General features: G+C 65.3%; 19 protein-coding genes. 6 read left to right on the forward strand and 13 right to left on the reverse strand.

Annotation, left to right across the window (positions count from 1 at the left end):
- Nucleotides 1-73 precede the first annotated feature (73 nt).
- A complete protein-coding gene (gene glyA, locus BZL41_RS03775) occupies nt 74-1330 on the forward strand; it encodes a serine hydroxymethyltransferase (RefSeq protein ID WP_095598055.1) in 1257 nt (418 codons plus the stop codon).
- Between the two features lie 68 nt (nt 1331-1398).
- Here glyA and BZL41_RS03780 read toward each other — a convergent pair whose 3' ends face one another.
- A complete protein-coding gene (locus BZL41_RS03780) occupies nt 1399-1905 on the reverse strand; it encodes a DUF3015 domain-containing protein (RefSeq protein ID WP_084335514.1) in 507 nt (168 codons plus the stop codon).
- A 122-nt stretch (nt 1906-2027) separates the two neighbouring features.
- Between BZL41_RS03780 and BZL41_RS03785 the strand changes: the two genes are divergently transcribed.
- Nucleotides 2028-2489: an isoprenylcysteine carboxylmethyltransferase family protein gene (locus BZL41_RS03785; protein ID WP_095598056.1), complete on the forward strand. Its 462-nt coding sequence runs from the start codon at nt 2028-2030 to the stop codon at nt 2487-2489.
- 106 nt (nt 2490-2595) lie between these two features.
- Nucleotides 2596-2964 (forward strand): PilZ domain-containing protein, encoded by a 369-nt coding sequence (locus tag BZL41_RS03790; RefSeq protein ID WP_084335512.1) that lies wholly within the window; start codon nt 2596-2598, stop codon nt 2962-2964.
- Nucleotides 2965-3066: 102 nt separating this feature from the next.
- On the opposite strand, the gene radA is transcribed toward BZL41_RS03790, so the two are convergent.
- The 5 genes from radA to katB all read right to left on the reverse strand — a co-directional run bounded on the left by radA (nt 3067) and on the right by katB (nt 7375).
- Entirely contained in the window at nt 3067-4425 is a 1359-nt protein-coding gene (gene radA / locus BZL41_RS03795; RefSeq protein WP_084335511.1) for a DNA repair protein RadA, read from the reverse strand.
- 57 nt (nt 4426-4482) lie between these two features.
- Nucleotides 4483-4755, reverse strand: coding sequence for a YdcH family protein (locus tag BZL41_RS03800; protein WP_095598057.1), 273 nt, complete (start codon nt 4753-4755; stop codon nt 4483-4485).
- Nucleotides 4756-4822: 67 nt separating this feature from the next.
- Nucleotides 4823-5080 carry a YdcH family protein gene (locus BZL41_RS03805; protein ID WP_095598058.1) on the reverse strand — a complete coding sequence of 86 codons (258 nt, stop codon included), beginning with the start codon at nt 5078-5080 and terminating at the stop codon, nt 4823-4825.
- 111 nt (nt 5081-5191) lie between these two features.
- The gene (locus BZL41_RS03810) at nt 5192-5737 is read right to left on the reverse strand and encodes an ankyrin repeat domain-containing protein (RefSeq protein ID WP_095598059.1); all 546 of its coding nucleotides are present in this window, start codon (nt 5735-5737) and stop codon (nt 5192-5194) included.
- A gap of 102 nt (nt 5738-5839) precedes the next feature.
- Entirely contained in the window at nt 5840-7375 is a 1536-nt protein-coding gene (katB, locus tag BZL41_RS03815; RefSeq protein ID WP_095598060.1) for a catalase KatB, read from the reverse strand.
- 299 nt (nt 7376-7674) lie between these two features.
- On the opposite strand from katB, the gene mscL reads away from it, so the two are divergent.
- Nucleotides 7675-8091, forward strand: coding sequence for a large-conductance mechanosensitive channel protein MscL (gene mscL / locus BZL41_RS03820; RefSeq protein WP_095598061.1), 417 nt, complete (start codon nt 7675-7677; stop codon nt 8089-8091).
- An 18-nt stretch (nt 8092-8109) separates the two neighbouring features.
- On the opposite strand, the gene BZL41_RS03825 is transcribed toward mscL, so the two are convergent.
- Together BZL41_RS03825 and BZL41_RS03830 are read right to left on the reverse strand one after the other, a co-directional pair.
- Nucleotides 8110-8886, reverse strand: a complete 777-nt coding sequence (locus BZL41_RS03825; RefSeq protein ID WP_095598062.1) for a ferredoxin--NADP reductase — start codon at nt 8884-8886, stop codon at nt 8110-8112.
- Between the two features lie 122 nt (nt 8887-9008).
- Nucleotides 9009-9998: a TRAP transporter substrate-binding protein gene (locus tag BZL41_RS03830; protein WP_095598063.1), complete on the reverse strand. Its 990-nt coding sequence runs from the start codon at nt 9996-9998 to the stop codon at nt 9009-9011.
- A 327-nt stretch (nt 9999-10325) separates the two neighbouring features.
- On the opposite strand from BZL41_RS03830, the gene BZL41_RS03835 reads away from it, so the two are divergent.
- Nucleotides 10326-11456, forward strand: coding sequence for a class I SAM-dependent methyltransferase (locus BZL41_RS03835; RefSeq protein WP_095598064.1), 1131 nt, complete (start codon nt 10326-10328; stop codon nt 11454-11456).
- Here the strand turns inward: BZL41_RS03835 and BZL41_RS03840 are convergent, their stop codons facing one another.
- Nucleotides 11457-12029, reverse strand: a complete 573-nt coding sequence (locus BZL41_RS03840; protein ID WP_095598065.1) for an NTP transferase domain-containing protein — start codon at nt 12027-12029, stop codon at nt 11457-11459.
- Between the two features lie 344 nt (nt 12030-12373).
- Between BZL41_RS03840 and BZL41_RS03845 the strand changes: the two genes are divergently transcribed.
- Entirely contained in the window at nt 12374-13618 is a 1245-nt protein-coding gene (locus BZL41_RS03845; RefSeq protein ID WP_095598066.1) for an MFS transporter, read from the forward strand.
- Here the strand turns inward: BZL41_RS03845 and BZL41_RS03850 are convergent.
- From BZL41_RS03850 to BZL41_RS03865, 4 genes are all read right to left on the reverse strand, one after another.
- Nucleotides 13613-15820: a xanthine dehydrogenase family protein molybdopterin-binding subunit gene (locus BZL41_RS03850; RefSeq protein ID WP_095598067.1), complete on the reverse strand. Its 2208-nt coding sequence runs from the start codon at nt 15818-15820 to the stop codon at nt 13613-13615. The two genes, BZL41_RS03845 and BZL41_RS03850, sit on opposite strands and share 6 nt — an antisense overlap.
- On the reverse strand, nt 15817-16803 hold the full coding sequence (locus BZL41_RS03855) for a xanthine dehydrogenase family protein subunit M (RefSeq protein ID WP_095598068.1): 987 nt from the start codon (nt 16801-16803) through the stop codon (nt 15817-15819). Before BZL41_RS03855 ends, BZL41_RS03850 begins: the two co-directional genes overlap by 4 nt.
- Nucleotides 16800-17318: a (2Fe-2S)-binding protein gene (locus BZL41_RS03860; protein ID WP_095598069.1), complete on the reverse strand. Its 519-nt coding sequence runs from the start codon at nt 17316-17318 to the stop codon at nt 16800-16802. The genes BZL41_RS03855 and BZL41_RS03860 overlap by 4 nt, the downstream gene beginning before the upstream one ends.
- A 173-nt stretch (nt 17319-17491) precedes the next feature.
- Nucleotides 17492-18043 carry a DJ-1 family glyoxalase III gene (locus BZL41_RS03865; RefSeq protein WP_095598070.1) on the reverse strand — a complete coding sequence of 184 codons (552 nt, stop codon included), beginning with the start codon at nt 18041-18043 and terminating at the stop codon, nt 17492-17494.
- Nucleotides 18044-18308 lie beyond the last annotated feature (265 nt).

An 18308-nucleotide genomic window follows, 5' to 3' on the forward strand; every position in this document is an offset into this window, starting at 1 on the left:
ATGCCTGCCAGCGACGGATGGGGTAGAATCTGCGCCCTCTCACTACCGCCCAGCTGATTCTCAGGGGATTGCCATGTTCAGCCGTGATTTGACCCTCGCCCGCTACGATGCCGACCTGTTCGCCGCGATGGAGCAAGAAGCCCAGCGCCAGGAAGAGCACATCGAGCTGATCGCCTCCGAGAACTACACCAGCCCGGCGGTGATGGAAGCCCAGGGCTCCGTCCTGACCAACAAGTACGCCGAAGGCTATCCGCACAAGCGCTACTACGGCGGTTGCGAGTACGTCGACATCGTCGAGCAACTGGCCATCGACCGTGCCAAGGAGCTGTTCGGCGCCGACTACGCCAACGTCCAGCCGCACTCCGGCTCCCAGGCCAACAGCGCGGTGTTCCAGGCGCTGGTCAAGCCGGGCGAAACCGTCCTCGGCATGAGCCTGGCCCACGGCGGCCACCTGACCCACGGCGCCAGCGTCAACTTCTCCGGCAAGATCTACAACGCCGTGCAGTACGGCCTGAACCCGGAAACCGGCCTGATCGACTACGACGAAGTCGAGCGCCTGGCCGTCGAACACAAGCCGAAAATGATCATCGCCGGCTTCTCCGCCTACTCCCAAGTCCTGGATTTCCCGCGTTTCCGCGAGATCGCCGATAAGGTCGGCGCCTACCTGTTCGTCGACATGGCCCACGTGGCCGGCCTGGTCGCCGCCGGTGTGTACCCGAACCCGGTGCCGTTCGCCGACGTGGTCACCACCACCACCCACAAGACCCTGCGCGGCCCGCGCGGCGGCCTGATCCTGGCCAAGGCCAACGAAGAAATCGAGAAGAAACTGAACTCCGCCGTGTTCCCCGGCGGCCAGGGCGGCCCGCTGATGCATGTGATCGCGGCCAAGGCGGTGTGCTTCAAGGAAGCCCTGTCCCCCGAGTTCAAGACCTACCAGGAGCAGGTGGTGAAAAACGCCCAGGCCATGGCCCAAGTGTTCGTCGACCGCGGCTTCGACGTGGTCTCCGGCGGCACCCGGAACCATTTGTTCCTGCTCAGCCTGATCAAGCAGGACATCACCGGCAAGGATGCGGACGCCGCCCTCGGCCGCGCCTTCATCACCGTGAACAAGAACGCCGTACCGAACGACCCGCGCTCGCCGTTCGTCACCTCGGGCCTGCGTATCGGCACCCCGGCCGTGACCACCCGCGGCTTCAAGGAAGTCGAGTGCCGCGAACTGGCCAACTGGATCTGCGACATCCTCGACCACATGGGCGATGAGTCCGTGGTCGACCGCGTACGCGAGCAGGTTCGCGCCGTCTGCGCCAAGTTCCCGGTGTACGGCAAGTAAGCGAAGCGTTGACGAAAAAAGCCCGGCCATGAGTGCCGGGCTTTTTCATTCGCGATCGGTGGATACCCTCAGGCAGGCTGCCTGGCGTAACGCGCCAACTGCTTGTCGCGGCTCATCACGTCCAGCGTCGCGGCCAGCACCTGCTCTCCGGTGACGTCGGGGGACGAGAAAATCCGGTCGAAATTCTCCTGGGTCACCTTGGCGAAGTGAGCCCGGTCGGCCTGCTCGATTCCCAGCAGCGTGGCATAGGCATCCAGCGCTTCGCCCTGCCCCAACGCCATGTCTTCGGCAATGTTGTCGAGCATGCCGTTCATGGCCAGGATCGAACGTCCGCCGTAGCCCAGCTTGACGTTGGTGTCGCAGCCATTGGTGCCGGAGGTCATGCCGAAGGTGGCATTGCCCGAGGTGCCGTTGGTGGTGGTGGCCAGCAAGTGGGGGATCAGGCCGCGCTGGCCCTCGAACAGCATGTTGCCCCAGCCGCAGCCGTTGCCACCGGCCGCATCCGCGTGAGCTGCCACGCTGGCCATGCTCATCAGACCGAAGATCAGACCCTTGCCTAACAGTCGCTTGTCCATATTGCGCTCCGTCATTTTTAGGAAACAAAACCGCCTAAGGAGCTTTGGCGACACTCCCCTCCCTGTCAAACCGAAGCCGGAAAGCCCTACACTGCGCCTCATGTCATCGCCAGGAGGCCCCCATGGCTGCCCGCTCCTCCGGAGTCACCCTCGCTCCGCCGCTGATCTACCTGATTTTCATCCTCTTCGCCTGGGCCCTGAGCCGCCAGTTGCCGATCCCGCTGCCGGACAACGACTGGACACGGTACGCCGGCTGGGGCCTGATCGATGCGGGGCTGTTGCTGATGATCTGGGCCGCCTTGCTGATGGCCCGCCACAAGACCACCATCAACCCGTTCCGCAAGCCGCAGCAATTGCTGGAAAAAGGCCCTTTCCGCTTCTCGCGCAACCCCATCTACCTGGGCGATACGCTGATCTATTGCGGCATCGGCCTACTGCTCGCCAGCCTCTGGCCCTGGCTGTTGCTGCCCTTGCTGATTGTCTGCATGAATCGTGGGGTCATCCGCTACGAGGAAAGCCTGCTGACCCGGCTGTTTGGCGACACCTATCGGGCCTATCAGGCCCGCGTTCGCCGCTGGCTTTAAGCCAAACCTTGCCGCCAAGAAAAGGTCCCATGTTTTGCGGAGCACGCGCCGGGTGGGTCTCGACCAGCTTGGCTATAGTGGATAGAACCCGCAGAGGAACCCCGTGATGAACGAGCCTGCCAATGAGCGTCGACGTTTCCACCGCGTCGAGTTCGATGCCGATACCGAACTGAGCCAGGGCGACCGGCGCTGGAAGGTCGTCTTGCACGACCTGTCGCTGAAAGGCCTGCTGGTGGAACGCCCGCAGGGCTGGAACGGCGACCCGAACCAGCCCTTCCTGGCGGACATCCGCCTGAGCTCCGATATCCACGTACGGATGGAAGTGGTCCTGACCCGGACCCAGAACGAGCAGCTCGGCTTCGTCTGTCGCCACATCGATCTCGACTCCATCAGCCACCTGCGCCGGCTGATCGAACTCAACCTGGGCGACGAAGACCTGTTGGAGCGCGACCTCGCCGCCCTGGGAGAAACCTAGAAGCGGCGGCAAGCCGCAAGAAAAAGCAGCATGATCGAAGCCTTACCCCAGCGTCAGGCACCACTCGACCTCCTCTTGCCGCTTGATGCTTGTGGCTGCTTTTTACTCAAAAAGCGCATCCAATGCCTGTTCCAGGCGTGTCACCGCGATCACCTGTAAACCGGCCGGGGCTTCCTTGGGGGCGTTGCCCTTGGGCACGATGGCGCGCTTGAAGCCATGTTTGGCGGCCTCCTTGAGGCGCTCCTGGCCACTCGGCACCGGGCGGATTTCGCCGGACAGGCCGATCTCGCCGAAGACCAGCAGGTCGTGCGGCAACGGCCGGTTGCGCAAGCTGGAGATCACTGCGGCCATCAGCGCCAGGTCCGATGCGGTTTCCAGCACCTTCACCCCGCCGACGACGTTGAGGAACACGTCCTGATCGTAAGTGGGAATGCCGCCATGCCGGTGCAGCACGGCCAGGAGCATGGCCAGGCGGTTCTGGTCCAGGCCCAGGGTCACCCGGCGCGGGTTGGCCAGGTGACTGGTGTCCACCAGCGCCTGTACTTCCACCAGCATCGGCCGCGAACCTTCCCAGGTGGCCATGACCACGCTGCCGGGCACCGACTCCTGGGCACGGGTGAGGAAGATCGCCGACGGGTTGGAAACTTCCTTGAGACCCTTGTCGGTCATGCCGAACACACCCAGCTCGTTGACCGCGCCGAAACGGTTCTTCACTGCCCGCAGCAGGCGCAGGCGGCCATCGGACTCGCCTTCGAAATACAGCACCGTGTCCACCATGTGCTCCAGCACGCGCGGCCCGGCCAAGGCGCCTTCCTTGGTCACGTGGCCGACCAGGAACACCGCGGTGCCGCTCTGCTTGGCGAAGCGCACCAGCAACGCAGCGCTTTCGCGCACCTGGGCGACGCCGCCGGGGGCGGACTGGAGCTGTTCGGTGAAGATGGTCTGGATCGAGTCGATCACCATCACCTTGGGCTGCTCGCGCCGGGCGGTGGCGATGATGGTTTCGATGCAGGTCTCGGTCATTACCTTCAACCGATCCTGCGGCAGGTCCAGGCGGCGGGCGCGCATCGCCACCTGCTGCTGGGATTCCTCGCCGGTGACGTAGAGCGCCGGGAAGCGCTGGGCGATGTTGCAGAGGGTCTGCAGGAGGATGGTGGATTTGCCGATGCCGGGGTCGCCGCCAATCAGCACCACCGAGCCATCGACCAAGCCGCCGCCGAGCACACGGTCCAGCTCACCGGACGCGGTGGAAAACCGCGGCACCTCTTCGACGCTGACTTCCGCCAGGGTCTTGATCTGCGCCTGATCGCCGGCCCAGCCGGTGCGCCCGGAGGGGGTCGCCCCCTCCACTACGGTTTCTACCAGGGTGTTCCACGCGCCGCACTCGCCGCACTGACCGGCCCATTTGGGGAAGGTGGCGCCGCACTCGGTGCAGCCGTACATGCGCTTGGCCTTAGCCATCGCGAACTCCTGTCGGAAAGACGAAAGCTCGCATGATAGCTGCAGGCGGCGCGGGGATCAGCCTCCGCAGCAACCGCAGCAGGCGCCGCCGGCCTTTTTCTTCAGTTTGCGCGCCAGTTCGTCCTTGAGCAGCACGCGCTGCTGCTTGAGCGCGGACAAGCCGGCATCGTCGAGCGTTTCGGTGCCCTCCTCGATGCGGCAGATGCGCTTGTCCAGCGCTTCGTATTCGTCGGCCTGCTGGGCGAAGTGGCTGTCGGATTCACGCAGGCTGTGCAGTTGCTCGCGCAGCTCGGGGAAATCCTTGATCAGCGGATGGTGTTCGACGTGCATGGAAAAGCTCCTCAAGCGAAAGAGCCTCCAGCCTAGCCGCGCCCTCCGCCACCCCCATTGACGCCGATCAAGCGTCCTTCACGCCACCGACCTGCTTGAGACAGGCGGCGATCTCGTCCTTGAGGATCACCCGCTGCAGCTTCAGCCCCTGCAGCGACAGGTCGTCCAGGGTCTCTCGACCGTCCTCGATCAGGTAGATGCGCCGGTCCAGCACCTGGTACTCCTCCGCCAAGCGGGAGAAGTTGACCGATGTCTGCAGCAACTGCCGCATTTCGCTGTGGTACTCCGGAAATTCGCGCGACAAAGGATGATGCTCGAGTGGCATTGGCTGTCCCTCCGGTCCATTGCAGTACTCAGCCTAGCGCAGCGACGGCGAGATGGCCTGCGGCCATCGATTCGGCCCCCGGTTTTCCGCCGCGCGGCCGGCACACCGGTTTCAAGGTTGCGGTCGGGTACGAATTTCTCCTTCGGCCAGGCTTCGCGCGCTGTTCCCGAAGGCGTCGTGTGCCTGCAGGTCGGCGCCTCGCGCCTGGAGTGCGGCAAGTAGCTCCTCGCGCTGGAACAACGCCGCGTACATGGCGGCGGTCTGGCCGCTGGCGTTGCGCTGGTCCGGGGCGCAACCGGCATCCAGCAGGCGTTTGGCGATGGCCAGCTCACCCTTGAAGATCGCCCCCATCAGCGCCGTGTTGCCGCGCTTGTCCTGGACACAGGGATCGGCTCCGGCTGCCAGCAGCCGGTCGACCAGCTCGCCGTGGCCGTGGTAAGCCGCCAGGATCAGTCCGGTATAGCCCTTATCGTCCCGGACGTTCAGGTCGAAGCCGGCCTTGACGAACGCCTCCATCATTTCGTCATCGCCGCTGCGGGCCGCCTCGAAGTAGTAGCGGCGCAGCTCGGCCTGCACGCCGGCAGGGTCCGATGGCGGCTCGGCAGCCACCGTCCAGCCCGAGAAAAACAGCAGGCAGATCAATCCCCGGAGACGCATACCACCTCCATGTCACGAATAAAGGAAGGATGAAGAGCGTCGCTGCCGGGCAGCACGGGGAGTTGGAAACCCGCACCGCCCGGCAACGACGAACCCGGTGGATCAATCGGCCAGCTTGGCGGCCAGCGCCTGGACACGCTTCAGGTCGCCCTTGGCTACCTTGGTCAGCCCCGCGCCGTACTCGGCATCCGCCTTGTAGAAGAACGACAGCATGATGTGCTTGCTCTCGTCATCGACATCGGCCAGGGCGCCGCCCAGGCTGGCGATCAGGTCCTGGCGGTCCTTCTGGCTGTAGGAGCGGTATAGCTCGCCGGCCTGCTTGAAGTTCTGCTCGCGTTGGATCTTCGCCTGCTGGGTGGTGCCGGTCAGCGGCAACCGGCTGTAGCGCGCATGGGCAGTTTCCTCACGCGGCATCAGGCGGCTCGGCTGGTAGTTGACGCCGCTGGTGCTGTGGCCGCTGTTCATCGCGCCATCCTGGTTACCGTTGTTCACCTCCACCTTCGGCCTGTTCACCGGCAATTGCAGGCCATTAGCGCCGAGGCGATACATCTGGGTATCGGCATAGGAGAACACCCGGCCCTGGAGCAGGCGATCCTCGGAGGGTTCTATGCCCGGCACCAAGTTGGCCGGCGCCATGGCGACCTGCTCGGTTTCCTGGAACACGTTGTCCGGATTCTTGTTCAGCACCATCTGGCCGATCTTCCGCTCGGGCACGTTCGGCCAGATCTTGGTGGCGTCCAGCGGATCGAAGTCGAAAGTGGGCAGGTCCTCCGGCTTCAGGATCTGGATGTACAGGTCCCATTTCGGGAAGTCGCCCTTGTCGATAGCGGCGATCAGGTCGCGGGTCATGTGGCTGTAATCCTGCGACTGGACCTGGGCCACTTCACGCGGATCGAGGTTCTTCTGGCCTTGCAGGCTCTTCCAGTGGAACTTGACGTAGTGCACCTCACCCTTGGCATTAACCAGCTTGTAGGCATGCACGCCGTTGCCGTCCATCTGCCGGTAGCTGGCCGGGGTGCCTTCATTGGAGAAGAGCTGGGTCAGGGTGCGGGTAGCTTCCGGGATGTGCGAGAAGAAATCGAAGGTCCGTGCGTTGTCGTCCAGGTTGGTCTGCGGGTTCGGCTTGAACGCATGGACCATGTCAGGGAACTTGATGGCGTCGCGGATGAAGAAAGTCGGGAAGTTGTTGCCGACCAAGTCCCAGTTGCCTTCGGCGGTGTAGAACTTGGTGGCGAAGCCGCGCGGATCGCGCAGGGTTTCCGGCGAATGGTTGCCGTGCACCACGCTGGAGAAACGTACGAAGACCGGTGTCTTGCTGCCTTTCTCGAAGACCTTGGCGACGGTCAGATCGGAGATGTCGGCGGTGGCGACGAATTCGCCGCGGGCCCCGGTACCACGGGCGTGTACCACGCGTTCTGGAATGCGTTCGCGGTCGAAGCGTTGCAGCTTCTGGATCAATTGCACGTCCTGCAACAGGGTCGGACCGCTGGCACCGGCGGTCTGCGAGTTCTGGTTGTCCCCCACCGGGGCGCCGTTGTCACGGGTCAGCGGGGCGGCCTGGATGGCGCAGGCCAGGAGGCCGGCCGCCACGCCCGTCAGCAGACGGCTGGGCATGAAGGCACGCAAGGCAATGGTCATGGTTTTCCCTCTTTATTGGTCTCGAATGGCGCGTTCCAGAGCCGTTGGATCTCTCTGGCAGGCGCTACGCAAGGCTAGGCGCGGCCGGACTGGTTTCTAAATTGAAAAAGCCCAAGGCGGCCATAGGGAGATTCCATGGGAAAACGGGAGGTACGACACGGCGAGACGCGACCAATTCGGGAACCACGCCAAGGCGGCCGGGTCATTAACTCGGGCCGACGTGCCGGCAGCGAGCCGGCAGACCGCGTCCGGCTGGATTAAACTGCCCGGCATCTTCAGTCAAAACAGGGAGTCCCCGCATGAGTCTGCTCAGCGAATTCAAGGCCTTCGCCGTACGCGGCAACGTGGTCGACATGGCGGTAGGTATCATCATCGGCGCAGCCTTTGGGAAGATCGTGTCGTCCTTCGTCGGCGACGTGATCATGCCGCCACTGGGCATTCTCATCGGCGGAGTGGACTTCTCCGACCTGGCCATCGTGCTCAAGGCCGCCGAAGGCGACGCCCCCGCCGTGACCCTCGCCTATGGCAAGTTCATCCAGACGGTGGTGGACTTCATCATCATCGCCTTCGCTATCTTTATGGGCGTTAAGGCGATCAACCACCTCAAGCGCAAGGAAGCCGAAGCCCCTAGCGCCCCGCCTGCGCCGAGCAAGGAAGAACTCCTGCTGACGGAAATCCGCGATCTGCTGAAGGCGCAGAACGACCGCCAAGGCTGACGGCCCTACTCCACGCGTCTACCAGTAGTTTTCCACCGCCACCTGCCCGGGCCGCCGGGTCAGGCTGAGTTGCATGCCGCGGGTCTTCAACAATGCGCGGCAGTCCTCGATCATCTGCGGGTTGCCGCACAGCATCAGCCGCGAATGCTGCGGGTCCAGCGACAGGCCTGCGGCGCGCTCCAGCTCGCCGCTCTCGATCAGCGTGGTGATACGTCCGCGCAGCGCACCGGGCACTTCTTCCCGGGTGACCACCGGCAGGTAGGCCAGCTTGCGGCCCGCGCCTTCCAAGTAGTCGCGCGTGGGTATCTCCCGGATCAGCGCCTGATAGGCCAGCTCGCTGGCAGTGCGAGCGCTGTAGACCAGCAGGATGCGCTCGAAGCGCCTCCAGACCTCCATGTCCTGCAGGATCGAGAGGAACGGCGCCAGCCCGGTGCCGGTGGCCAGCAACCAGAGGTCGCGCCCGTCGGGGAAGCGGTCCAGGGTGAGGAAGCCGAAGGCCTGCTTGTCCACCAGCAGCGGATCGCCGGCGCGCAGACGGCTCAGTTCGCTGGTGAACTCACCGCCCGGGACCACGATGGAAAAGAACTCGAGGTAGTCGTCATGGGGTGCCGAGACCATCGAGTAGGCACGCCAGACCACATTGCCGTCGGCCTTGCGCACGCCCAGGCGGGCGAACTGGCCGGCACGGAAGCGAAATCCGGAGGCCCGCGTACAGCGCAGGCTGAACAGGTTCGGCGACCAGGTATGGACGTCCAGTAGCGTCTCGCGGGTGTACTTGTCTTCGCTGGCTGTCATGTCCGCCCCCAGGGGATTCGACTCGACGGTGGCACGACCGGCAACGCTGCCGGCCCTGCCGAGCCCATCCAGTGTCCCCCAAAGCGCGCGCAGCAAACACCCTCGGACAGCAGGGCCTTATATCAGCGGCGGTTGACGATCCGGGCCGCACGTAGCACGTCGGGGCCGATATCCGCCTCGTACTTCTGCCAGATCGGCTCCATGACCTGGCGCCAGGCGGCGCGCTCCTGCTCGGTTAGCGGGATCACCTTGGCGTGTCCGGCGGTGATCACCTGCTCGCGGCTCTTTTGGTTCAGCGCCTCGGCTTCCTTATTCACGGCAAAGGTCACTTCGTCGATGATCGCGTCAAGCTCCACGCGGGTCTGATAGGGAATGCTGGCCCAGAACTTGGAGTTGCTGATCAGCATGTAGTTGAGCGTGCCGTGGTCGCTTTCGGTGATGTAGGGCTGCACGGTATCGAACTTCTGGCTGCTGATGTTCGACCAGGGATTCTCGGTGCCCTGTACCACCCCCGTCTGCAAGGCTTTGAAGGTTTCGGCGAAGGCCATCTTCTGCGACTTGGCACCGACCGCGGCGAACTGCGCTTCCAGCACGCTGGACGGCTGGATACGGAAGTTCAGGCCACGGGCATCGGCCGGCAGGCGCAGTGGCCGATTGGCCGAAAGCTGCTTCATGCCGTTGTTCCAGAACGCCAGCCCCTGGATGCCGTGCTTGCCCATGGAGCGCAGCAGCTCGCGGCTCTTGTCGCGCTTCATGAAGCGTTTCACCGCATCCAGGTCATCGAACAGGAACGGCAGGTCGAACACCTGCAACTGCTTGGTGTAGGGCTCGAACTTCGACAGCGACGGCGCCAGCAGCTGGACCTTGTTCTCCAGCAAAGCCTTCATTTCGTCGGCATCGCCATAAAGCGTGGAGTTCGGGTAGACCTCCACCTTGACCTTGCCGGCCAGGCGCTCGTCCACCAGTTTCTTGAACAGCAACGCGCCCTTGCCCTTGGGCGTATCATCCGCCACCACGTGGGAAAACTTGATCAGAATCGGACCATCGTCAGCCAGCGCCGGTCCAGCGGCCAGCACGGCAGCGATAGCCGCCGTGGCGATAAGCTTCAGCATTGGGTATCCCCTTTTTCGCAAGGCCGACCCACAGGCTTGTGGCCCCGAGTCGGAAGAAAAACGAAAATGACCCGCGGCGGAGCGTTGCGCTGCCGGCCCGGGACTCATCAAACCGGCACGGTGTTTCTGTCCTTGTTTATTATTGGTGCCTTGATCCGGCAGGACCGTCCGGGCGCCATCCGGCACCTGAACGATCGGTCGGATTCTTCGGCATGCCTCATCGATGCACAAGCGTGCAGGCTTGAAGTGTTTCTCAGTTCGGAACATTGGTCATGCCAGTTCTAACCTTTCGTCGGAAAACCCCGATCCAGACGCACAGAGCCCTCGATGTCCCTACTCACCTCGCCGTTCGCCCAGCTCGACCTGATCCGCCAGCCCGAGCAACCGAACGATCCGTTGCAAGCCTTCGACGCCGCCGACGAATACCTGCTGAGCCAGCTCCATGCCCAGGCGCTGCCCGCCGACATCCGCATCCTGGTGTTGAATGACAGCTTCGGCGCCCTGGCCGCGTCCCTCGCCACACAGATGCAGGTGACCAGCAGCGGCGACTCGCACCTGGCGCACCTGGCATTGGCCAAGAACCTCACGCGCAACGGCCTGCCCGTCGATGCGGTGCGTTTCGTCCCGGCCAACGAAATCCTCGCCGGCCCCTTCGACCGGGTGTTGGTCCGGGTGCCGAAGACCCTGGCGTTGCTGGAGGAGCAACTGATCCGCCTGCACGGCCAGTTGGCGCCAGGCGCGCAAGTGGTAGCCGGTGCCATGATCAAGCACCTGCCACGTGCGGCAGGCGATCTACTGGAAAAGTACATCGGCCCGGTCCAGGCCTCGCTGGCGGTGAAGAAAGCGCGCCTGTTACAGGCCATGCCAGAGGCAAGGCCGACGCCGGTCTCGCCCTACCCCAGCCGCTACCGCCTGGAACAACCGCGCCTCGAACTGCTCAACCACGCCAACCTGTTCTGCCGCGAAGGCCTGGACATCGGCACCCGAGCCTTCCTGCCGCATCTGCCGACCGATCTGGGCGATGCCCGGGTGGCCGACCTCGGCTGCGGCAACGGGGTGATCGGCATCGTCTGTGCGCTGGCCAATCCGAACGCACACCTGACCCTGGTGGACGAGTCCTACATGGCGGTGCAGTCGGCCAGGGAAAACTGGCAGGCCGCGTTGGGCGACCGCCCGGCGGATATCCGCGCCGACGACGGGCTGGCCAGCCAAGCGGAGGATTCGCTGGACCTGGTGCTGTGCAATCCACCGTTCCATCAGCAGCAGGTGGTAGGAGACTTCCTTGCCTGGCGCATGTTCCAGCAGGCCAAGGCGGCGCTGGCGAAAGGCGGCGAGCTACGTATCGTCGGCAACCGCCACCTGGGCTATCACCTCAAGCTCAAGCGCCTCTTCGGCAACGTCGAGCAGATCGCCGCGACGCCCAAGTTCGTCATCCTCGGCGCGCGCAAGCGCACCTGATCAGGCGAGCGCCGCCGGCGTGTCCGCATCGCGCAGCACGCCGTGGTCATCCACCTCGAGCCCGAGCCAGGCTTCCTCATGGTCCTCCAGCACCCGGCGCGCGCCCTGGCCGGTGAGGGTCATCATTTCCTGCCAGTAGCGACGGCCGAACAGCACCGGATGGCCGCGCTGGCCGTCATGCAGCGGAAAAACGATGCGGTCGACGTCGGCCGACTCGGCCAGATGGCGCAGGCTGGCGTCGGCGATCCAAGGCATGTCGCCCAGCATGACCGCAATGGCACGGAAGCGCTCCTCGACCAGCGCCGCCACCCCCGCCGCCAGGCTGTGACCCATGCCGAGATCGGCATCGGCGCAGCGGATCACCCGCACGCCAGACGGCACACCCAACGCCTCGGCCTCGTCGTCGGAGCGCAGCACCACCGCCACCTCGGGAAAATTGCGCTGGGCTAGCGCCAGGGTAGCTGCCAGCAGCGGCAGGCCGTCCGGCAACCGGGCGGCGCGCTTGTCGCTGCCGAAACGGCGCGAACGACCGGCGGCCAGGACCAGGGCGATGACCTGCGGCAAGGCATGCATATCGAATCTCCGAAACGTGAAAACGCTAATAGAGCCTAGCCGAACGCGAGATGTCGATGTCTTGATGCCGGGCCTGGCTTATAGGGTCGAATTCGTTCGACCAAACCCATCATCGCCGGGCGGATGAATTCGCCCCGGCGCGCACTGGCTTTTCGTAGGAGCCAGCTCTGCTGACGAAGCTTTTGCGCGCCCCATCGCGAGCAGAACTCGCTCCTGCACGGGGACCAAATCGATTCAAAAAGCTTGACCATTCGATCAGCGAACGCTCTGTTGCACCGATGCAACCACTCCCCCTATTCAGGCGTGCTAACCTCGCCCGCTTCTCTCCTGTCTATCGAATCCGCATGTCCACCCACGGCAAACTGCTGCTGCGTCATCACCGTCCGTTCCTCGCATTCTGGCTCGCCCGCGTCTGCACGGCGAGCGGCTTCCAGATGCTCACCGTGGCCATCGGCTGGCATCTGTACGCATTGACCGGCAGCGTGCTCGACCTCGGCCTGGTTGGGCTGGTGGAGTTCCTGCCGCGTGTGCTGTTCATGCTACACACCGGCCATGTGGCGGATCGCTACGACCGGCGTCGGATCGCCGCGCTCTGCCAGAGCGCCCAGGCGCTGATCGCCATTGCGCTGGTGCTGGGCAGCGCCAGCGACGCGGTGACCCGCGAGATGATCTTCGTCCTTGCCTTTCTCCTCGGCGCGGCCCGTGCCTTCGAGATGCCGACCACCCAGGCGCTGCTGCCAAGCCTGGTGCCGGCGGCCCTGTTTCCCGCCGCCGTAGCCGCATCGGCCTCGGCGATACAGGCGGCGACCATCGTCGCCCCGGCCCTCGGCGGCCTGCTCTACGCCTTCGGCGCCTTTTGGGTGTATGTACCGACGGCGCTGCTCTACATCCTCGCCTGCGCCCTGATGCTCGGGCTGCCTAACCATCACGTGCCGCGCAAGGCCGAACCCGCCACGCTGCACAACCTGCTCGGCGGCATCCGCTTCATCCGCAGCCGGCCGGACATCTTCGGCGCCATCTCCCTGGACATGTTCGCCGTGCTGCTCGGCGGCGCCACCGCGCTGCTGCCGGTGTTCGCCAAGGACATCCTGCTCACCGGTCCCTGGGGCCTCGGCCTGCTGCGCTCGGCGCCGGCGGTGGGCGCGTTGCTGATGTCGTTCTGGCTGGCGCGCTTCCCTATCGAGCGCCAGGTCGGGCGGACCATGTTCATTTCGGTGGGTATCTTCGGCGTCGCGACTATCGCCTTCGGCCTGTCCACCAGTTTCTGGTTCAGTCTGCTGGTGCTGGCCATCCTCGGCGCGGCGGACATGATCAGCATGGTCATCCGCGGCGCCTTCGTGCAATTGGAGACACCGGACGAGATGCGCGGCCGGGTCAGCGCGGTGAATGGCCTGTTCATCGGCGCATCCAACCAGCTCGGCGAGTTCGAGTCGGGCGTCACCGCCGCCTGGTTCGGCACCGTGCCGGCGGTGGTGCTGGGCGGAGTCGGCACGCTGCTGGTGACCGGCCTGTGGATCAAGCTGTTCCCGACCCTGGCGCAGCGGGATCACATGCAGCGCCCCGAGGCGGGGCGAGCCACTGAGTCATAGGAGTTTGTCCAGGGTGATCGGCAGCTCCCGCACCCTTCGCCCGGTAGCGTGGTAGACGGCATTGGCCACCGCCGCGGCGACTCCGACGATACCGATCTCGCCGACGCCCTTGGAGCCCAGGGCGTTGACCACCGGGTCCTCTTCCTCGACGAAGAGCACCTCGATCTCGCCAATGTCGGCATGCACCGGCACGTGATACTCGGCGAGGTCGTGGTTCATGTAGCGACCGAGCCGGTGGTCGATCAGGGTTTCCTCCTGCAGCGCCATGCCGATGCCCCACACCACGCCACCGAGGATCTGGCTGCGCGCGGTCTTCGGGTTCACCACACGGCCGGCGGCGACCGCGCTGACCACCCGGCTGACCCGCACCCGGCCGAGCGCCTCGTCCACCCGTACCTCGACGAACACCGCCGAGTGGGTGGCGCTGGAGAACGCCTCGCGGCGAGGATCGGGCTTGGCGTCCACACGCGCCTCCAGCGGGGCGCCGCTGCCGATCAGATCGCTCAGTTCGATGGCCTGGTCAGGATCGTCGCGCCGGTTCAACCGGCCTCCGGCGAAGCACACCTGCTCCAACGTCAGCCCAGTGAAGGCCGAACCGGGTCGCTGGCGGGCGATGTCGAACAGCTTGTTCTTCAGCGCCGCGCACGCCTGCTGCACCGCCGTACCCACCGACGACACCGTGGCGGAGCCGCCTTGCAGTGGCGCGGTGGGCAGGCTGGAGTCGCCCAGGCGGAACGCCACGCGCTCCACCGGCAGGCCGAATTCGGCGGCGGCAATCTGGGTCATCGCCGTGTAGGTGCCAGTGCCGATATCGGTGGTCGCACTACTCACCCGCAGGATGCCGTCGCCCCCCAGGCTGGCCTTGGCGCTGGCCGGCATCTGCAAGGCCTCCCAGACGCCACCGGCCATGCCCCAGCCGATCAGTTCATGGCCGTCACGCAGACTGCGCGGCTCCAGCGGGCGCCGGCTCCAGCCGAAGCGCTCGGCGCCCTGCCGGTAGCAATCGCGCAGAGCCTTGCTGGAGAACGGTTTGCCTTCGTTCTGGTTGGTTTCCGCGTAATTCAACAGGCGCAGTTGCAGCGGGTCGATGGCCACCGCGCAGGCCAGTTCGTCCATCGCGCATTCGAGGGCATACAGGCCCAACGCGGCACCGGGGGCGCGCATGTCCAGCGGGGTATGCACGTCCAGCGGCACCAGGCGGTAGTCGAGGCGGACGTTGTCGCACTGGTAGAGCATGCCGGACCACTCCACCACATGCTCGGTGAAATCCTCGAAGCGCGAGGTCTGCCCGATCGCCAAGTGTTCGATCCCCTGTAGCCGCCCGTTGGCAGCCGCTCCCAGACGCAAGCGCTGGATGGTGCGCGGCCGGTAACCGAAGGTGAACATCTGCGAGCGGCTGAGCACCACTCGCACCGAGCGGCCGAGCTTGAGCGCAGCCATCACCGCCAGCGTCAACTGGTACTGCGGCCGCAGCCCGGAGCCGAACGCACCACCGACGAAGGCGGCACAGACCCGGACGCGCTTCGGGTCCAGGCCGAACACCTGGCAGATGTAGCCCTGGCTGTTCTGCGTGCCCTGGGTCTTGTCGTGTATCAGCAGGCTGCCGTCGGGCTGCACCAGCACCGTCGAAGCATGGGGTTCGAGCGGGTTGTGATGCTCCACCGGCGACAGGTACTCCACCTCAATGCACAGCGCCGAGCCGGCCAGCGCGGCGTCCGCATCACCGCGTGCCGGCGGCAGCTTGGCCGGTGCGGCGTGGGCATGCTCGAGCAAGCTGCACAGGTCGGTCTCGTGCGCCTCTTCTTCATACTCCACATGCACCAGGGAAGCGGCGTAGCGCGCCAGCTCCGGGGTGTCCGCCACCACCAGGGCGACCGGTTGCCCGCTGTAGAGAATGCGTTCGTCATACAGCGGGCGGAACGGCGAGCCCTCGGCGGCATCGGCATCCTCGTAGCTTTCATCGTCGGCGGCCATCCGTGGGCGGTTGCGGTGGCTGAGCACCAGGTGCACCCCGGCGACGTCCATGGCGTCCTCGGCGTCGATGGCTAGGATGCGTCCCCGGGCGATGCGACTGCCCAGCACACAGCCATGCAGCAGACCGGGTTCCGTGAACTCGGCGGCATAGCGCGCCTGGCCGGTCACCTTGCTCACTCCATCGACACGATCGAGGGGCTGCCCCAGGGGCGAACGGACGACAGTCATGGGCGGCCACCTCCAATGGCATCGCTCAGGGCGCGGACGATGCAGCGCCGCGCCAGTTCGATCTTGAAGCCGTTGTGCGTCAGCGGCTGCGCGTCGCGCAACAGGATGTCGGCGGCAGCATGGAAACTCGCCTCGACCGGCGGCTGGCCGATCAGCGCGACCTCCGCCGCGCTGTCACGCCAGGGCTTATGGGCCACCCCGCCGACAGCGATGCGTGCCTCGCGAATGAGCCCGCCGTCCAGCTCCAGCAACGCCGCCACCGAGACCAAGGCGAAGGCATAGGACGCCCGGTCACGCACCTTGAGGTAGGTGCAATGCGAGGCGAAACCGGCCGGGGGCATCTCGACCGCAGTGATCAGCTCCCCCTCCTCCAGGTTGTTGTCCTGGTGTGGTGTGTCGCCGGGCAGGCGGTGGAAATCGGCGAACGGGATACGCCGCTCGCCCTCCGGCCCGGCCACTATCACCCGCGCCTCCAATGCCGCCAGGGCCACGCACATGTCCGAGGGATGAGTGGCCACGCAGTGCTCGCTGGCACCGAGAATCGCATGGGTGCGGTTGAGCCCGTCGCGGGCCGCGCAGCCGCTGCCGGGCTCGCGTTTGTTGCAGGGTGTGGCGGTGTCGTAGAAGTAGTAGCAGCGGGTGCGTTGCAGCAGGTTGCCGCCTGTGCTGGCCATGTTGCGCAGTTGCGGCGAGGCACCGGCCAGGATCGCCCGGGACAACAGCGGATAACGCCGCAGCACTTCGGGGTGCCGGGCCAGTTCGGCGTTGCTCACCAGCGCGCCGATCAGCAAGCCGCCATCGCCGGTAGGGGCGATGCCTCGCAACGGCAGGCCGGTGATGTCGATCAGCAGCTTCGGACGCAGCACGTCCTGCTTCATCAGGTCGAGCAGGTTGGTGCCGCCGGCAATGAAACGCGCGCCGGGCCCGGCCAGCGCCAGGGCTTCGTCCAGCGCGGCGGGCTTGCGGTAGGCGAACGGGCTCATTCCGGCCTCCGTTCGTCGTCGGCCAGCACCTGCTCGATGGCGGCGAGGATGTTGGGATAAGCGCCGCAGCGACACAAGTTGCCGCTCATGGCCTCGCGGATCTGGTCGGACGTGCGCGCCTCGCCTTCGACAATCAGGCCGAGCGCCGAACAGATCTGGCCTGGCGTACAGTAACCGCACTGAAACGCATCATGTTCGATGAACGCTGCCTGCAACGGGTGCAGGGCATCGCCCTCGGCCAGCCCTTCGACGGTGATCACCTCGGCGCTTTCGTGCATCACCGCCAGGGTCAGGCAGGCATTGATCCGGTGGCCATTCACTAGCACCGTGCAGGCGCCGCATTGGCCGTGGTCGCAGCCCTTCTTGCTGCCGGTCAGGCCGAGCCGGTCACGCAACAGATCGAGCAACGTGACCCAGGGCTGAACCTCGACCCGCCGGCGCTGGCCGTTGACGGTCAAGGTGACGGGATGAGCGGCGAAGCGGCCTTCGTCCTCGTCCGTGGCGGTCGCGTTCATAGGCACCTCGGCAGAAGGCATCGGTACGGCGACAAACCAACCAAGCGCCGGCAATCGCCCCTAAGGTACGACTGCCCGAGGAAAACAAACGTTCAGCTCAGGGAGTAACAAGACGGCAGCCCCCAAGATAGAGAGGCTGCGAGAAAAAACGGAGTGGGACGATAGTACCCGTACTACGCCAACAGCCCCTTGGCGACCTCGTGGCGCTTGCCCTTGCCGGCCAGCCGCTCGACCAGGGCGAGGGCGAAGGCCATGGCGGTTGCCGGGCCCTGGCTGGTGATGCAGTTGCCGTCCACCACCACCGGCTCGTCGACGAATACGCAGCCGGACAGGCGGTCGCTGAACGACGGGTAGCAAGTCATCCGCCGCCCTTTGAGCACGCCGTAGGTCTGCAGGGCCAGCACCGGCGCCGCGCAGAGGGCGGCGTAATCCTTGCCGGCGGCGGCCTGCTGGCGCACCCGCTCGGCCAGCGGCTGATGGCCGCCGAGGCGTTCGGCGCCGGTTCCGCCGCCGGGCAGGACGATCAGGTCGAAGTCCTGGGCCAGCACGTCGAGCAGCATGGCATCGGCGGTCAGGCGCGTCCCCCGGGCGCAGGTGATCATGCGCCGGTCCTCGATACTGGCCACCAGCACCTCGACCTCGGCCCGGCGCAGCACGTCGAGGATGGTCACGGTTTCGATATCTTCCACGCCGTCGGCGACGGCGAGCAGGGCTCGGGCGGTCATGGCAATTCCTCCATCGGTAAACGTTTGCTGCTCGTCCGGTCAGAAATTCTCCGCCACCGGGCAAGCTGGTATCATGCGCCGCTTTTCGCAGCCCAGAAGAAGATTGGCACTCGCTGTGCTTTGCTAGGGTCTGTACGAAAAGTCGTCGAGCGAAGGTCAGGCTAGGCAAAAATCGGTGAGGAAGCGGAGTTTACGAGTTGTAAATGAGCATTCCGAACCGATTTTTAACGACGCATCACCGAGCGCAGGCACTTTTCGTACAGAG

The sequence above is a fragment of the Pseudomonas sp. PIC25 genome (assembly GCF_002286785.1).
GTDB lineage: Bacteria > Pseudomonadota > Gammaproteobacteria > Pseudomonadales > Pseudomonadaceae > Pseudomonas_M.

Bases quoted from the DNA above. Each gene is read 5' to 3' on its own strand.
- BZL41_RS03810 (WP_095598059.1), bottom strand. From the start codon at position 5,737: ATGCGTCTCCGGGGATTGATCTGCCTGCTGTTTTTCTCGGGCTGGACG.
- BZL41_RS03840 (WP_095598065.1), bottom strand. From the start codon at position 12,029: ATGCATGCCTTGCCGCAGGTCATCGCCCTGGTCCTGGCCGCCGGTCGT.
- BZL41_RS03865 (WP_095598070.1), bottom strand. From the start codon at position 18,043: ATGACCGCCCGAGCCCTGCTCGCCGTCGCCGACGGCGTGGAAGATATC.
- glyA (WP_095598055.1), top strand. From the start codon at position 74: ATGTTCAGCCGTGATTTGACCCTCGCCCGCTACGATGCCGACCTGTTC.
- BZL41_RS03805 (WP_095598058.1), bottom strand. From the start codon at position 5,080: ATGCCACTCGAGCATCATCCTTTGTCGCGCGAATTTCCGGAGTACCAC.
- BZL41_RS03800 (WP_095598057.1), bottom strand. From the start codon at position 4,755: ATGCACGTCGAACACCATCCGCTGATCAAGGATTTCCCCGAGCTGCGC.
- BZL41_RS03855 (WP_095598068.1), bottom strand. From the start codon at position 16,803: ATGAGCCCGTTCGCCTACCGCAAGCCCGCCGCGCTGGACGAAGCCCTG.
- BZL41_RS03825 (WP_095598062.1), bottom strand. From the start codon at position 8,886: ATGACAGCCAGCGAAGACAAGTACACCCGCGAGACGCTACTGGACGTC.
- BZL41_RS03850 (WP_095598067.1), bottom strand. From the start codon at position 15,820: ATGACTGTCGTCCGTTCGCCCCTGGGGCAGCCCCTCGATCGTGTCGAT.
- BZL41_RS03860 (WP_095598069.1), bottom strand. From the start codon at position 17,318: ATGAACGCGACCGCCACGGACGAGGACGAAGGCCGCTTCGCCGCTCAT.
- BZL41_RS03835 (WP_095598064.1), top strand. From the start codon at position 10,326: ATGTCCCTACTCACCTCGCCGTTCGCCCAGCTCGACCTGATCCGCCAG.
- radA (WP_084335511.1), bottom strand. From the start codon at position 4,425: ATGGCTAAGGCCAAGCGCATGTACGGCTGCACCGAGTGCGGCGCCACC.
- BZL41_RS03785 (WP_095598056.1), top strand. From the start codon at position 2,028: ATGGCTGCCCGCTCCTCCGGAGTCACCCTCGCTCCGCCGCTGATCTAC.
- BZL41_RS03830 (WP_095598063.1), bottom strand. From the start codon at position 9,998: ATGCTGAAGCTTATCGCCACGGCGGCTATCGCTGCCGTGCTGGCCGCT.
- BZL41_RS03780 (WP_084335514.1), bottom strand. From the start codon at position 1,905: ATGGACAAGCGACTGTTAGGCAAGGGTCTGATCTTCGGTCTGATGAGC.
- katB (WP_095598060.1), bottom strand. From the start codon at position 7,375: ATGACCATTGCCTTGCGTGCCTTCATGCCCAGCCGTCTGCTGACGGGC.
- mscL (WP_095598061.1), top strand. From the start codon at position 7,675: ATGAGTCTGCTCAGCGAATTCAAGGCCTTCGCCGTACGCGGCAACGTG.
- BZL41_RS03845 (WP_095598066.1), top strand. From the start codon at position 12,374: ATGTCCACCCACGGCAAACTGCTGCTGCGTCATCACCGTCCGTTCCTC.
- BZL41_RS03790 (WP_084335512.1), top strand. From the start codon at position 2,596: ATGAACGAGCCTGCCAATGAGCGTCGACGTTTCCACCGCGTCGAGTTC.